Annotated in this window: 9 protein-coding genes and 1 pseudogene; 6 read left to right on the forward strand and 4 right to left on the reverse strand. The window is 62.2% G+C overall.

What is annotated here, in order from left to right; translation table 11 throughout:
• Together A3AY_RS0116265 and A3AY_RS0116270 are read right to left on the reverse strand one after the other, a co-directional pair.
• Nucleotides 1-1557 (reverse strand): VOC family protein, encoded by a 1557-nt coding sequence (locus A3AY_RS0116265; RefSeq protein ID WP_026203508.1) that lies wholly within the window; start codon nt 1555-1557, stop codon nt 1-3.
• 118 nt (nt 1558-1675) lie between these two features.
• The gene (locus A3AY_RS0116270; RefSeq protein WP_018326719.1) at nt 1676-2539 is read right to left on the reverse strand and encodes an SDR family NAD(P)-dependent oxidoreductase; all 864 of its coding nucleotides are present in this window, start codon (nt 2537-2539) and stop codon (nt 1676-1678) included.
• 179 nt (nt 2540-2718) lie between these two features.
• Here A3AY_RS0116270 and A3AY_RS0116275 point away from each other — a divergent pair, with 179 nt between their 5' ends.
• From A3AY_RS0116275 to A3AY_RS0116295, 5 genes are all read left to right on the forward strand, one after another.
• On the forward strand, nt 2719-3474 hold the full coding sequence (locus A3AY_RS0116275; RefSeq protein ID WP_026203509.1) for a Crp/Fnr family transcriptional regulator: 756 nt from the start codon (nt 2719-2721) through the stop codon (nt 3472-3474).
• Between the two features lie 156 nt (nt 3475-3630).
• A complete protein-coding gene (locus A3AY_RS0116280) occupies nt 3631-4014 on the forward strand; it encodes a response regulator (protein WP_040668865.1) in 384 nt (127 codons plus the stop codon).
• A 257-nt stretch (nt 4015-4271) separates the two neighbouring features.
• Nucleotides 4272-5369 (forward strand): efflux RND transporter periplasmic adaptor subunit, encoded by a 1098-nt coding sequence (locus A3AY_RS0116285; RefSeq protein WP_234913024.1) that lies wholly within the window; start codon nt 4272-4274, stop codon nt 5367-5369.
• Nucleotides 5366-6445 (forward strand): efflux RND transporter periplasmic adaptor subunit, encoded by a 1080-nt coding sequence (locus A3AY_RS0116290; protein WP_018326723.1) that lies wholly within the window; start codon nt 5366-5368, stop codon nt 6443-6445. Before A3AY_RS0116285 ends, A3AY_RS0116290 begins: the two co-directional genes overlap by 4 nt.
• A complete protein-coding gene (locus A3AY_RS0116295) occupies nt 6442-9546 on the forward strand; it encodes an efflux RND transporter permease subunit (protein ID WP_018326724.1) in 3105 nt (1034 codons plus the stop codon). The genes A3AY_RS0116290 and A3AY_RS0116295 overlap by 4 nt, the downstream gene beginning before the upstream one ends.
• A gap of 328 nt (nt 9547-9874) precedes the next feature.
• Here the strand turns inward: A3AY_RS0116295 and A3AY_RS0116305 are convergent, their stop codons facing one another.
• Both A3AY_RS0116305 and cysQ read right to left on the reverse strand, forming a co-directional pair.
• Nucleotides 9875-10906, reverse strand: a complete 1032-nt coding sequence (locus A3AY_RS0116305; RefSeq protein ID WP_018326726.1) for a DUF2793 domain-containing protein — start codon at nt 10904-10906, stop codon at nt 9875-9877.
• A 163-nt stretch (nt 10907-11069) separates the two neighbouring features.
• Nucleotides 11070-11846: a 3'(2'),5'-bisphosphate nucleotidase CysQ gene (gene cysQ, locus A3AY_RS0116310; RefSeq protein ID WP_026203510.1), complete on the reverse strand. Its 777-nt coding sequence runs from the start codon at nt 11844-11846 to the stop codon at nt 11070-11072.
• 260 nt (nt 11847-12106) lie between these two features.
• Here cysQ and A3AY_RS35420 point away from each other — a divergent pair.
• Nucleotides 12107-13356 (forward strand): annotated as a pseudogene (locus A3AY_RS35420) (sarcosine oxidase subunit beta family protein).
• Nucleotides 13357-13360 lie beyond the last annotated feature (4 nt).

The following is a 13360-nucleotide window of genomic DNA, read 5'->3' on the forward strand; positions in this document are numbered from 1 at the left end:
TCAGGCTCCGAAGGATTTCAGCCATTCGCGAACGGCCTTCGCGTCCATGTCGCCGATCTCGTGTCCGGCTTTCAGCGTGACGGTCTCAAGCGTCGCGCCTGCCTTGCGCAGAATCGCCTCAAGCGGCGAGGCATAGCGGGAATAGGCGTCTGTTGCCCCTGTCACCGTCAGGATATTGGTGCCGGAAAGATCGGCGTCCGGTACCGTTTCCAGCGGGTTCATCATGCGCAGCAGCGCGGCATTCCTGATCAGGCCCGGATGAAGCAGCATGGTCGCGATCAGCATGTTGGCACCGTTCGAATAGCCGATGAAAACCATCCTTTCGCGGTCGATGCCGTAGGCCGGAACGGCGCCCTCGATCATCGCGACAAACGCTTCGACTTCGGAGACGATATCCTTCTGGTCGAAGCTGAAGGGCGTGATCCGGCGAAAAAACCGCGGGAAGCCCTCTTCGGTGCTACGTCCCCTCAGGCTGAAGAGCAGGGAATTCGGGGCGATCTGCCGGCCGAGTGGCAAGAGGCTCGTCTCGTTGGCGCCGCTGCCATGCAGCAGCACGAGGGTGCGCCCGTCCGGATGGTCTGGCTGGTGCAGGCGGTGAATGAAGGGCAGGTCGCGCTGGGTGAAACGCTCCTCGCCCGGCAACGCGAATTGCGGCAGGACGACGAGGTTGGATTCCAGATCGCCGCCGAAATGTTCGGGAACGAACAGGCGCGTTCCGAGCGAGGCCACATCCTCGTCGACCGTCATGCCGGGGGCGTCGGTTGCGAATTCGAACAGCGTGCCGGCCGGCTCGCGCACATAGAGCGAGAAGAAATATTTGCGGTCGTGGGCCGAGATCGTTCCGGCGTCCTCCGCCGCCAGCCGTGTACGCAGATCGTCGACGGCGGCCCTGTCGGCTGCCCGGAAGGCGATGTGGTCGATCGTGCCCGTCCCGGGGGCGGCGGTCCAGAATCCGCTGGCATCGCGAACGTCGATGACATCGCCGGAGGCCGAGCCGAGGCGGCGGATGGTCTCGGTCCTTGCCGTTTCGGCATAGCCGAAATGCCGGCCGATGAAGGCTGCCGTCCCCTCCGGTTTGTCCGTCAGGATCGTTGCGCCACGCAGCCGCCGGATTGCGTCCTGAGGCAGAATCTCCTGCGTGGCGCAGGGTGTGTCGGTGGCAAGGGCCGCGGTACCGACGAGTTTGACGATGACGCCGTCGGGATCCTTCAGCCGGATGACGGGTTCATCGAACTCCTGGGTCGGACCAGTTGTAGAGATATTGTATCGCAGCGCCCGGGTCAGCCAGAAGCCGATGCTTTCCGGCGCAATGGCAAAGGCGATCTCGCTCGGCTGGCCATGACCGACGCGGCCCGGCGCCCCGTCTTCCCAGACGAGGAACGTCACCAGCGATCCCGGCGACCCGATGGCATCGCCATAGAGCAGGTGAAGCTGCATCGCGTCTTCAAATCCCGCTGTCCGTTTGACCAAACGCAGGCCGAGAAAACCGGCGTAGAAGTCAACATTCGCTTGTACCTTGCGGGTGATCAGCGTGATGTGGTGGATACCGCTCGTCATGTCATGAAACCTTTTGATCACGCCGCAGGAAAGCAGCAAATGGCGGTCGACGCCAGCCCTGCCGGGCGAACACAGCGTCACCGCACGAAGATAGGAAAGCGCCTTTGAGCCGCTGGCGTCAGCCGATCTTGGGACGATCCTTCGTCAGGAATGCCTTGAAGGCGTCAGCATAATCCGGGTGCCAGCGCGACAGGGGCGGGCGGTTCTCGATGATATCGCCGGCGGCCCATAGGATGCGTTTCTCGTCGGTGGCGCGCTCGACGTCATTGTCCGGGCAGAGAATGTAGAAGTCGTCGTTTTCGAGGCTTTGCATCATGAAATCGACCGTTTCCTGCGGCGTCCAGGCGCCCTGAGGCTTTTCCGTCCGGCCCTGGGCGGTGAGCGCCGTGTAGACGAATCCTGGAATCAGCAGGTGTGCCGTGATCCTGCAGTCGGGCGTGTTGCGCAATTCGTGCTGCAGTGCTTCGGTGAAGGCTTTGACGCCGGCCTTCGTCACATTGTAGGCGGGGTCGCCAGGTGGGGTGGTGATGCCCTGCTTGGAGCCGGTATTGATGATGAGGCCGGTCTGGCCGTGGGCGATCATGCCGGGCGCAAAGATGCGTGAACCGTTGATGACGCCCCACAGATTGACGGCGAAGACCTTTTCCCACGCGTCCTGCGCGCCGAACATCGAGCTGCCCGGAATGCCGGCATTGTTCATCAACACGTGAACGCGGCCGAACAGCGCGACGACGTCCCGTTCCAGCGCCTGCAGCGATTCGATCGACGCCACATCCGCGGCAATGGCTGCCACGCTGTCTAAGCCATGCGGGGACAGCGCCGCCGTCTCGCGCGCCGCCGTGTCCAGCCGTTTGCCCGGCAGATCGGCGAGCACGACGTTCATTCCGAGGCCAGCGAAGCGCTGGGCGGCGGCAAGGCCGATGCCTGACGCGGCTCCGGTCACAACGGCGACATGGTTGCTGGCAAAGGCTGGATGGTTCATTGCGGTTCCGTCCCATTCTGAAGGGTATGATCTCGAAGCGAAAAACTAGGCTTGCCGGGTGCAGAAGTCCACCGGCGCGTTGCAAGCTGCCCTTGCCGGGAAAACATTGGCCTCTAATTTTCATTGTAAATCAAAGCCCTGTTTCCAGGGCCGATCTTTCACTTTGCCGAGGACACCCGATGGCCGCTCCTAAAGCCCGCAACAGCAAACAGACGCCCTGCGAGCAGTGTCCCTTGCGGGCGCTCGAGCATTTCCGTGAATTCAAACCGGACGAACTCGCGTTTGTTTCCAACTTCAAGACGGGTGAACTGGCTGTCGATGCGGGAACGACGATCCTGGTGGAGGGATCTCACAGCGCCCATCTTTTTACGGTGCTTTCCGGGTGGGGCTTTCGCTACAAGATGCTGGACGACGGCCGACGGCAGATATTGAACTATATGATGCCGGGCGACCTGATCGGCCTTCAAGGCAGCCTCATGGGCGAGATGCAACATTCGATCGAAGCGCTTTCGCCCGTGATCCTGTGTGTGTTCGAGCGTGACAAACTCGGCACGCTATTTCGCAACTACCCCGATCTTGCTTTTGACCTGACCTGGATTGCAGCGCAGGAAGAGCGCATCCTCGATGAAAACCTGCTCAGCATCGGTCGCCGTTCGGCACTGGAAAGGGCGGCCTATCTGCTAGCCTTCCTCTATCAGCGCGCCAGGGCGGTGCATCTTTTCAAAGGCGCGCGCGTCTCCATTCCAATCACCCAGCAGCATGTCGCCGATACGCTCGGGCTTTCGATCGTGCACACCAACAAGACATTGAAAAAACTGGGGGAACGGAAGCTGATCCGCTGGGCTGATCGCGGCTGCGATATTCTCGACGACAAAGGCCTGATGAAGATTTCGGGCTGGGAAGGGCATTCGGAAAAGACGCGCCCCTTTATCTGACTGCGAAAGAGCGCCCGTCCAACGCAATCGCCGAGATGGTCCGGCCGTTCGATGATCTACATGTCTTATTTAAATGCCGCCGCCCCGTTCTTGTTTTAACTGGAAAGGTTCGAGACCCGTTCGCAGCTGAGCGGCCGAAGGCAGGGACCAATATCGGTGGCATTTACGGAAGTCGAAGTTTTGACGAAGCGTGTGTTGGTGCTGGAAGACAATTTGCTCATTGCCATGGAGGCGGAGGATATTTTGAAATCGCTGGGCGTCGAGCACGTCGAGATTGCCACTGACCTGACGCAGGCCGCGGCACTCATCGAACAGCAGACCTTCGATTTCGTATTTCTCGACGTCAAACTTGGTCCCCACACGAGCTTCGATTTCGCCGGCGTGCTGATCGCGCGCGGCATCGCCTTCGGCTTCGTCAGCGGCTATGGCGAGGACGCAAGTTTTCCGGCGGCTTTGCGGGACGTTCCCCGGATCGGCAAGCCGTTCAATGAACGGTCGCTCGGCAGCCTCCTCGGTGTCGTGGTGACTGGTCGATCATGAGTTTCCTGCCCTCGGAACTGGTCACGGACGTCCCGTTCTGCGTTCCCCGACCAAGAGAGCAATCCGGTTTTTCTCGCCCTTTGTAAGAAATTCTCATAAGTTCGCCGTCCAGTCTGCTTGGTGCCCACGAGGGCCGATTCTTCTCGCTGTGAAAATTGCGTCCTGTCCGTCCGGGTAGCTTGTCACGGTCTTTGACCTTCTATATTGAGGGGCCACAATAAATGGTTCAGCGCGATTTTCGGAGCGAGCAGCCGCAGATGAACGGAAAACAAAATCACGGCCCGGGCAGGTGGTTGGCGGCGACTGCCGTTATGCTCGTTCTCGCCTCCTGCCAGGGCGAGACGCAGCAATCGGAGAAGGAAAAGGCGACGGTGCGGGTGCAAAGCGCCGACGTTGTCGACTATCAGCAGAGGGTGATGCTCACTGGCGAGGTCGTCGCCCATGTCCAGACCAATCTTTCGTTCCGCGTCAGCGGTCAGGTAACGGAGTGGTATGCGGATGTCGGATCGCACGTGACGGTCGGAGACGTTCTGGCGCGCATCGACCCAAGGGTGCAGCAGGCGGATGTCAGGTCTTCGGAAGCCGCAGTCCGTTCGGCGGAAGCGCAGGTGAGGCAGGCCACATCCGCTTTCGAACGTCAAAAATCCCTGCTTGCGAAAAATTCCACGACGCAGGAAGCCTTCGATCAGGCGCAGACGGCCTTGCGGACTGCCGAGGCATCGCTCGATTCCGCCAGGGCGCAACTCGGCACATCGCGCGATGCCCTTTCCTACACCGAGCTACGCGCCGATGCGGACGGCATTGTGACCGTGCGCAACGCCGAAGCGGGCCAGGTGGTTCAGGCAGCGCAAACCATGTTCAGCGTCGCGAGGGACGGCCCGCGCGATGCGATCTTCAACGTCTATGAATCGCTGCTTTTCGAAAGGCCCGCGGAGCCCAAGATCGGTCTGGCGCTGGTCAGCGACCCCTCGGTCAAGGCCGAAGGAGTGGTCAGCGAGATCTCGCCGACGATCGACGCGGCGACGGGCACGGTGCGCGTCAAGGTCGCTATGGACAGCACGCCCGACCGCATGACGCTGGGCGCGCCGGTCACCGGTTTTGCCAGTTCCCGGCCAATGAAACTGGTTATCCTGCCCTGGACCAGCCTTTCCGAACTGGATGGCAAGCCTGCCGTCTGGGTGGTGGATGAAAAAAACAGCACCGTCGATCTGAAGCCGGTGACGGTGGCGACGTACGAGAAGGGCCGCGTGCTCATTTCCGATGGCATCGCCAAGGGCGAAACCGTGGTGGTCGAGGGTGCAAAGATGCTGCGTCCCGGCCAGGTTGTCGACGTCATCAAGGAGCAGGCGGAATGAACCGGATATCGCTGGCGCTGGTTTTCGCGCCTGTCACGCTTCTGATGCTCACGGGTTGCCAGAAGGGCGAGGAGCAGGGGCCTCCGGTGATCCGTCCGGTGCTTTCACAAATCGTCACTCCCACGCGTCTGCCCGGTTCCACTTTCGCAGGCACCGTGCAGCCGAAGGTTCAGACCGCTTTCGGTCCGCGCACGACCGGTCTTCTTGTGGCCCGTGACGTCGATACCGGCGATGTGGTCCGCCGCGGTCAATTGCTGGCGACGCTCGATCCGACGGCGCTCGAGCTTGCGGTCGGGTCGGCCCGCGCAGATCTCGCCAATGCCCAAGCCACGCTCGCCAATGCCGTTTCCGTCGAGCGCCGCGCCAAGGCACTGTTCAAGGTTGGCACGGAAACCCAGGCGGCAGTGGAAAGCACCGAGCAGGCGAGGACGGCGGCTCAAGCTTCGGTCGTGCAGGCGCAGGCAGCCTTGGCGAAGGCCAAAGAGCAACTTTCCTATACGCAAGTCACGGCTGCATTCGACGGCGTCGTGACGCAGACCGGGGCGGAGGTGGGGCAGGTCGTCGCCGCCGGCGCCGCCGTCGTGACGGTGGCCCGGCCAGATGAGCGCGACGCCGTGGTGGATGTGCCGGATGGCAATGCGCTGTTGCCGGTGGGCACACCGTTTTCGGTGACCCTACAGATCAATCCTGCCATGGCGGTGAGCGGCAAGGTGCGCGAGATCGCGCCGGCCGCAGATGCCGCCACCCGAACGCGCCGCATCAAGATCGCTCTTGAAAACCCGCCGGAGAGTTTCCGGCTCGGAACGACGATCACCGCTTCCCTGAAGGAAGCCGCCGTCGAGCAAATGGTTCTGCCGGCGACCGCTATCCTTCTGCGCGACGGCAAATCCTTTGTCTGGGTGGTCGACGAGGGTGACGGAACCGTCAAGAGCCGCGAAGTGATCACCGGGCATGCGCTCGGAAGTGGGATCGTCGTTACCGCCGGCATCGACGCCGGGATGCGTGTCGTGACAGCCGGCGTGCACAGTCTTCAGGAAGGGCAGAAAGTGAAATTCGAAAACAAGGCGCGGTCATGAAGAAGTTCAACCTTTCCGACTGGGCACTCGATCATGCCTCGATGGTCTGGTATTTCATGATCGTCTTCGGCCTGCTCGGCTTTTTTTCCTATCTGAGCCTCGGCCGCGAGGAAGACCCGTCCTTCACCATCAAGACCATGACGATTTCGGCCCAATGGCCGGGCGCTTCGGTCGAGGAGACCACGCGGCAGGTCACCGAGCGCATCGAGCGCAAGCTCGAAGAGCTTGAATCCCTCGATTACACCCGCAGCATCACCACTTCGGGCCAGACGCTCGTCTTCGTCAATCTGAAGCAGTCGACGAAGGCCCGCGATGTCGCCTCGATCTGGGTGACCGTGCGCAACATGATCCGCGATATCAGCGGCCAGTTTCCCTCCGGAGTCGTGGGGCCATCGTTCAACGACCGGTTCGGCGATGTGTTCGGCAATATCTATGCCTTCACCGCCGATGGCCTGACGCAGAGGCAATTGCGCGATTATGTCGAGGACGCCCGCCGGCAGATCCTTACCGTTCCGAACATCGGCAAGGTCGATATCATCGGCGCGCAGGACGAGGTGATCTATCTTGAGTTCTCGGCGCGCCAGCTCGCCGCACTCGGCATCGACCAGAACGCTGTCGTCGCCACGCTGCAGGCGCAGAACGCCATCGCGCCCTCGGGCGTCGTGCAGGCCGAGGGAGAGCGGATCAGCCTGCGCGTCAACGGCCAGTTTACCTCGGAAGAAAGCCTGCGCGCCGTCAACCTGCAGGTGAACGACCGCTTCTTCCGGCTGAGCGACATCGCCACGATCACCCGCGGATATACCGATCCGCCCTCAGCACTGTTTCGATTCAACGGACAGCCCGCGATCGGTCTTGCCATCGGCATGAAGCAGGGCGCCAACCTCCTGGACTTCGGTGCCCATGTCGAGGAGCAGATCAAGGCGGTGGAAGCCGAGTTGCCGGTCGGCGTCGGCGTGCACCTCGTCTCCGACCAGCCGCTGATCGTCGAAGAGGCCGTTTCGGGGTTCACCCGCGGACTGGCGGAGGCGGTGATCATCGTGCTTGCCGTCAGCTTTGTCAGCCTCGGCATGCGCGCCGGCTTCGTCGTCGCCCTTTCTATTCCGCTGACGCTCGCCATCACCTTCGTCGTCATGTCCTATTTCGGCATTTCGCTGCAGCGCATTTCGCTCGGCGCGCTGATCATTGCGCTCGGCCTTCTCGTCGATGACGCGATGATCGCGGTGGAAATGATGGTGGCACGGCTGGAGGCGGGCGACTCTCTGCGTAAGGCAGCGACGTTTGTCTATACCTCGACCGCCTTTCCGATGCTGACCGGCACGCTCGTCACCGTCGCGAGCTTCATTCCGGTCGGCCTCAACGACAGCGCCGCGGGCGAATTCACCTTCACGCTGTTCGTCGTCATCGCCGTTTCGCTGCTGGTCTCGTGGATCGTTGCCGTGGTGTTTGCGCCGCTGCTCGGTGTCACCATCCTGCCGAAAACCATGAAGCAGCATCACGGCGAGAAAGGCCGACTGGCACGGATGTTCTCCGCCGTTCTCCTCCTGTGCATGCGCTGGCGCTGGACCACCATCGTCGCCACCGTGGTCGTTTTTGCGGCCTCCGTCTTCGGCATGGGCCACGTTCAGCAGCAGTTCTTCCCGTCGTCCGACCGGCTTGAGCTGATCGTCGACTGGTCGCTGCCGCAAAACGCATCGATCACCGAGACCGACGCGCAGATGGCGAAGTTCGAGCAGGACAAGCTCGTCGGCAATCCCGATATCGAACGGTGGTCCACCTATGTCGGCCAGGGCGCGGTACGCTTCGTCTTGTCCTTCGATGTACAGCCGCCGGATACGTCCTTCGGCCAGACGATCATCGTCACCAAGAGCTTGGAGGTGCGCGACAAGGTCCGCGCCGACCTGCAGAAATACCTGAAGGAAACCTTCATCGGTACGGATGCCTATGTGAAGCTGCTCGACATCGGCCCACCCGTTGGCCGTCCGGTGCAATATCGCGTCAGCGGGCCGGATATCGGCGAAGTGCGCAAGCACGCGCTCGAACTCGGCAGCGTTCTCGCACGCCATCCGCTGCTCGGCGGCATCGTCTATGACTGGAATGAACCGGCCCGCGTGATCAAGGTCGATGTTCTGCAGGATAAGGCCCGCCAACTGGGTGTTACCTCGCAGGATATCTCCTCGGCGCTGAACGGCATCGTCGGCGGTACGACCGTCACGCAGGTTCGTGACGATATCTATCTGATCAACGTCGTTGCCCGTGCCAAGGTGTCGGAGCGGCAATCGATCGAGACGTTGCGTGATCTTCAGCTGCCGGGCGCAAGCGGCACCTCCGTACCGCTCGCCGCGGTTGCGAACTTCCGCTACGAAATGGAGCAGCCGGTGGTCTGGCGGCGGTCGCGCATGCCGACGCTGACCGTCAAGGCGGGCATCATCGGCCCGACGCAGCCGGCGACGATCGTCGCGCAGTTGGAAAAGGACGTCGCCGCCTACGCCGAAAAGCTGCCACCGGGATACAAGGTGACACTCGGCGGCAGCGTCGAGGAAAGCGCCAAGAGCCAGGCGCCGATTGCGGCTGTCGTGCCATTGATGCTGTTCGTCATGGCGACGATCCTGATGATCCAGCTTCAGAGCTTCTCGCGACTGTTCCTTGTCTTTGCGGTAGCGCCGCTGGCGCTGATCGGGGTGGTCGCGGCGCTTTTGTCGAGCAATTCGCCGATGGGCTTCGTCGCCATTCTCGGCATCCTGGCGCTGATCGGCATCCTCATTCGCAATTCCGTCATCCTGGTCGTGCAGATCGAGGATCTGCGCAAGGAGGGGATGGCGCCCTGGCAGGCCGTGCAGGAAGCGACCGAACACCGCATGCGGCCGATCATGCTCACCGCCGCGGCAGCCAGCCTGGCGCTGATCCCGATCGCGCGCGAAATCTTTTGGGGACCGATGGCCTACGCCATGATGGGCGGCATCATCGTCGGCACGGTGCTGACGCTGCTCTTCCTGCCGGCGCTCTATCTCGCCTGGTTCCGTATCAGGCCGCCGGAAAAGGAGGACGAGGCGACAGCCGCGGGCACGGAAACGCCGGTTTCCGGCGAGGCCGTGCCGGTTTAGGAGATATCGTCCCTCTGTCGGATGTTATTGGGACTGTTCCACACCTTCTTCACCCCCCTCTGCCCTGCCGGGCATCTCCCCCTCAAGGGGGGAGATTGGCGTGGGGCTGGCCTCTTGCTCCCGATCTCCCCCCTTGAGGGGGAGGTGTCACGGAGTGACAGAGGGGGGTATTTCGATGCTGTCGTGTAATGTGACTCGGAGAAAAACAGCACCGCCTCTAAGCCGACTTTCGTTGGCAGGCCAACGAACGTCTGCTTAGGCGTTTGTTTTAACGCAGGTTCTGGCCGGAAAACCGTTGGACACTTTTCCGAAACCTGCTTAGCGCGCCTTACAGCATGACCACCGTCAGCTCCGTTTTGTCGTAGCCGAAATCGAGCGGCGTGGTTCCCGTGTGTTCCAGGACCAGCCAGTCTCCGGCATTCAGAAGCGCCACTCCGACCGCGCAATTGCCGTAGGATGAAGAGGCCGCGTCGTTGTCGTTGATGCTGGCGATCGTCGTCGTCCCATTGATCTTTACGGCAACCGAAAACGCGCCGGCGGGATTGGCTTCGACGCCGAGGGCTACGAGGTAAGGGGCCGTCACGGGAATGATCAGCCGGCTGCCGCCGCCGGCGACCGTGGCGCCAAGGGTGAAGCCGCCCTGGTTGACGCTCGGGGTAGAGAACCCGGTCTGCGAGCCGGATGCGGGCGTCAGCACACCGCCGCCGCGGGTGGCGCGCACCAGCGGCCGTTGCGGCATGCGCACCTGGCCCTGACCGGTAATATCGAGTGCAGACGTCCAGCTGGTGCCGTCGGGGCTGACCTTGATGGCGAATTCGTCCGTGCCGGCAAGGCCCATTTCCGCCCGGCCCGACCAGCCGCTCTGGAACAACAGGCTTGCTGTGTCGCCGGCCACCGCCTTGTTCACCTTCACCTGGTGACCATTGCCGTCATGGGTCAGCAGCGTGGCGGCGGCCGAGACGGCAAGCCGGTTGGTGCTGTCGGCGGTGGTGTTGATGCCGAGAAGCGACGGTGTGCCGATGGCGTCATAGATGGCCCAGGCCGCGCCGTCGTGGATCTTCAATTTGTCCTCGGCCAGGAACCAGCCGCGCCAGCCCTCTTTCGGGCTGATGAAGATCCAGTCGCCGTCCTGGCGGAAGGCGAGTTTGCCGCTCTTGCCAGTCCATGCGCCGGTCGAGGACGTGGCGATATCGTAGCAGGTTCCTTCCTCTGGATCGGAAGGCGGGGTTGCCAAGCTCGCTGTCACCGTCAGCTGGGTGACGGCGTCGAGCCGCTGCAGTGCTTCATTGTGGGTGACGTGCTTTTGTGCCTGGGAGGGCAGGATATAGGGCAGTTCGAGATTGGCGGTGGTCTCGCTCATCGTGCGGTTCTCCTTTGTCGTGAGGAGAAGGGTATCCGTTCACGGCAAAGCGGGGACGGATGCTCCAATGTAGCGTTGGCCGCAAAGGGGAATTTCGCCCGACTGTTCCCGCTGCCGCCGCACAGCGAGTAGGCGCGCAGTGCGCGCCTTCCGAAAAATCGCGTCAGTGTTTTCCCCGCGATACGAAGTGCGGGTTGGCGAAGTCGACGTCGAAGGCCTGATTGCGCTTTCCGTAGGACAGGGGATTGCCATCCATGGTGACTGTCTCGCCGCCGGCCGCCCGCAAAACGGCGTCGCCGGCGGCGGTGTCCCATTCCATCGTCCGGCTGAGGCGTGGATAGATGTCGGCCAGACCTTCGGCGAGAAGACAGAATTTCAGCGACGAGCCGATGGACTCGTAATCGGTGATGCCGTGCTCGGCGAGGTAGGCGATGGTTTCCTGGTTGTTGTGCGACCGGCTGGCCAGCGCGACCAGGCGGTCGCCGCGGCTGCGGCAGCCGATGATCGTCGGCGGGCCGATTTCTCGTTGGCCCGAGACGACGGCCTTCTTCGCCTTGTTGCGGCTGGCGGCGTAGAGAATGCCGAGTGCCGGCGCGTAGACGACGCCGGCCACGGGCTCGCCGTTTTCGATCAGGGCGATATTGACGGTAAAGTCGTCGTTGCGGCCGACGAATTCCTTGGTGCCGTCGAGCGGGTCGACGAGAAAGAAGGGCTTGCCCTCGATATCGGGAACGTATCCGGCCGAGACGGCTTCCTCGGCGACGACAGGGATGTCCGGAAAGGCCGCTGCCAGCCGATCGAGGATGATCTTTTCCGCGCTCTCGTCGGCATCGGTGACGGGTGAGGAGTCGGCCTTGTAGCTGACATCCGGGCCGGCATGATAGACGTCGAGGATTGCTTTCCCCGCTGCCACGGCCGCTTCTTCCAGTATGTCCAGCATCTGCATCCTGCGCCCTTGATGAATTTTCTCCGGAAACCGCCAATGATGTTGTCCGGAACGACGAGTATACATCCACGTTCCTTACCGGTCTTTTCAAGATTTGTTCGTCGAATTTTATCGACTGTGCCGGATTTGGCACTGTATCGCAGGTTCGCTTCGGCTAGAGATTCGACAGCATGGCGTGGGCCGAGGCGGCCTTTGCGCTGGTCGCAGCCGGTGGAAATGTGGCGCTGCAGCATGATGGGGGAAATGGGACTGGCATGCGCTATTCGGCATTCTCGATCGTCAGGAACGCGCTTTCGGGCAACCTCAACTGGAAGCCGGCCTGGCGCCAGCCGGAGCCGAAACCATTCTATGACGTCATCATCGTCGGCGGCGGTGGCCACGGACTGGCGACGGCCTACTATCTCGCCAAGGAATTCGGCCTCAAGAACATCGCGGTTCTGGAAAGGGGCTATCTCGGTTCGGGCAATGTCGGCCGCAACACGACGATCGTGCGCTCCAACTACATGCTGCCCGGAAACGAGCCATTCTACGAATTTTCGATGAAGCTCTGGGAGGGCCTGGAGCAGGATCTGAACTACAACGCCATGCTGTCGCAGCGCGGCGTCATCAATCTCTACCACAACGACAGTCAGCGCGACGCCTATATCCGCCGCGGAAATGCCATGTGGATGGAGGGGGTTGCAGCCGAGCTGCTCGACCGAGCCGCGCTGAAGAAGATGCTCCCTTTCCTCAATTTCGACCATGCGCGCTTCCCGATCCTGGGCGGGCTGCTGCAGAAGCGCGGCGGCACGGCGCGCCATGACGCTGTCGCCTGCGGTTACGCCCGCGCCGCCGATCGCCTTGGCGTCGACCTCATCCAGAATTGCGAAGTCACCGGCATCCACCGCGAGAACGGCGCAGTGACGGGCGTCGACACGTCGAAGGGCTTCATCGGCTGCGGCAAGCTGGGCTTGGCGGTGGCGGGCAATACGTCGCAAGTCGGCCAGATGGCCGATCTGAAGCTGCCAATCGAAAGCCATGTGCTTCAGGCCTTCGTCACCGAAGGGCTGAAGCGGCGATCGATCACGTCATCACCTATGGCGCCGGGCATTTCTACATCTCCCAGTCAGACAAGGGTGGCCTCGTCTTCGGCGGCGAGATCGACGGTTACAATTCCTATGCGCAGCGCGGCAATCTGGCGACGGTGGAACATGTGATGGAGGAGGGGGTCTCGATGATCCCCGGCCTGTCGCGCGTGCGCGTGCTGCGCTCCTGGGGCGGCGTCATGGATATGAGCATGGACGGCTCGCCGATCATCAGCCATACGCCGATCGGCAATCTGTATCTGAACTGCGGCTGGTGTTACGGCGGCTTCAAGGCGACGCCGGCCTCAGGCTGGTGTTTCGCGCATCTGATCGCCAGGGACGAGCCCCATCCCGTCGCCCGTTTCCTGCGTCTCGATCGCTTCCAGCGCGGCTATGCCATCGATGAACGCGGCGCCGGCCCGCAACCCAATCTGCATTGAGACC

It is taken from the genome of Rhizobium giardinii bv. giardinii H152, from assembly GCF_000379605.1.
Taxonomy (GTDB): domain Bacteria; phylum Pseudomonadota; class Alphaproteobacteria; order Rhizobiales; family Rhizobiaceae; genus Pararhizobium; species Pararhizobium giardinii.

Bases quoted from the DNA above. Each gene is read 5' to 3' on its own strand.
- A3AY_RS0116265 (WP_026203508.1), bottom strand. From the start codon at position 1,557: ATGACGAGCGGTATCCACCACATCACGCTGATCACCCGCAAGGTACAA.
- A3AY_RS0116270 (WP_018326719.1), bottom strand. From the start codon at position 2,539: ATGAACCATCCAGCCTTTGCCAGCAACCATGTCGCCGTTGTGACCGGA.
- A3AY_RS0116275 (WP_026203509.1), top strand. From the start codon at position 2,719: ATGGCCGCTCCTAAAGCCCGCAACAGCAAACAGACGCCCTGCGAGCAG.
- A3AY_RS0116285 (WP_234913024.1), top strand. From the start codon at position 4,272: ATGAACGGAAAACAAAATCACGGCCCGGGCAGGTGGTTGGCGGCGACT.
- A3AY_RS0116290 (WP_018326723.1), top strand. From the start codon at position 5,366: ATGAACCGGATATCGCTGGCGCTGGTTTTCGCGCCTGTCACGCTTCTG.
- A3AY_RS0116295 (WP_018326724.1), top strand. From the start codon at position 6,442: ATGAAGAAGTTCAACCTTTCCGACTGGGCACTCGATCATGCCTCGATG.
- A3AY_RS0116305 (WP_018326726.1), bottom strand. From the start codon at position 10,906: ATGAGCGAGACCACCGCCAATCTCGAACTGCCCTATATCCTGCCCTCC.
- cysQ (WP_026203510.1), bottom strand. From the start codon at position 11,846: ATGCTGGACATACTGGAAGAAGCGGCCGTGGCAGCGGGGAAAGCAATC.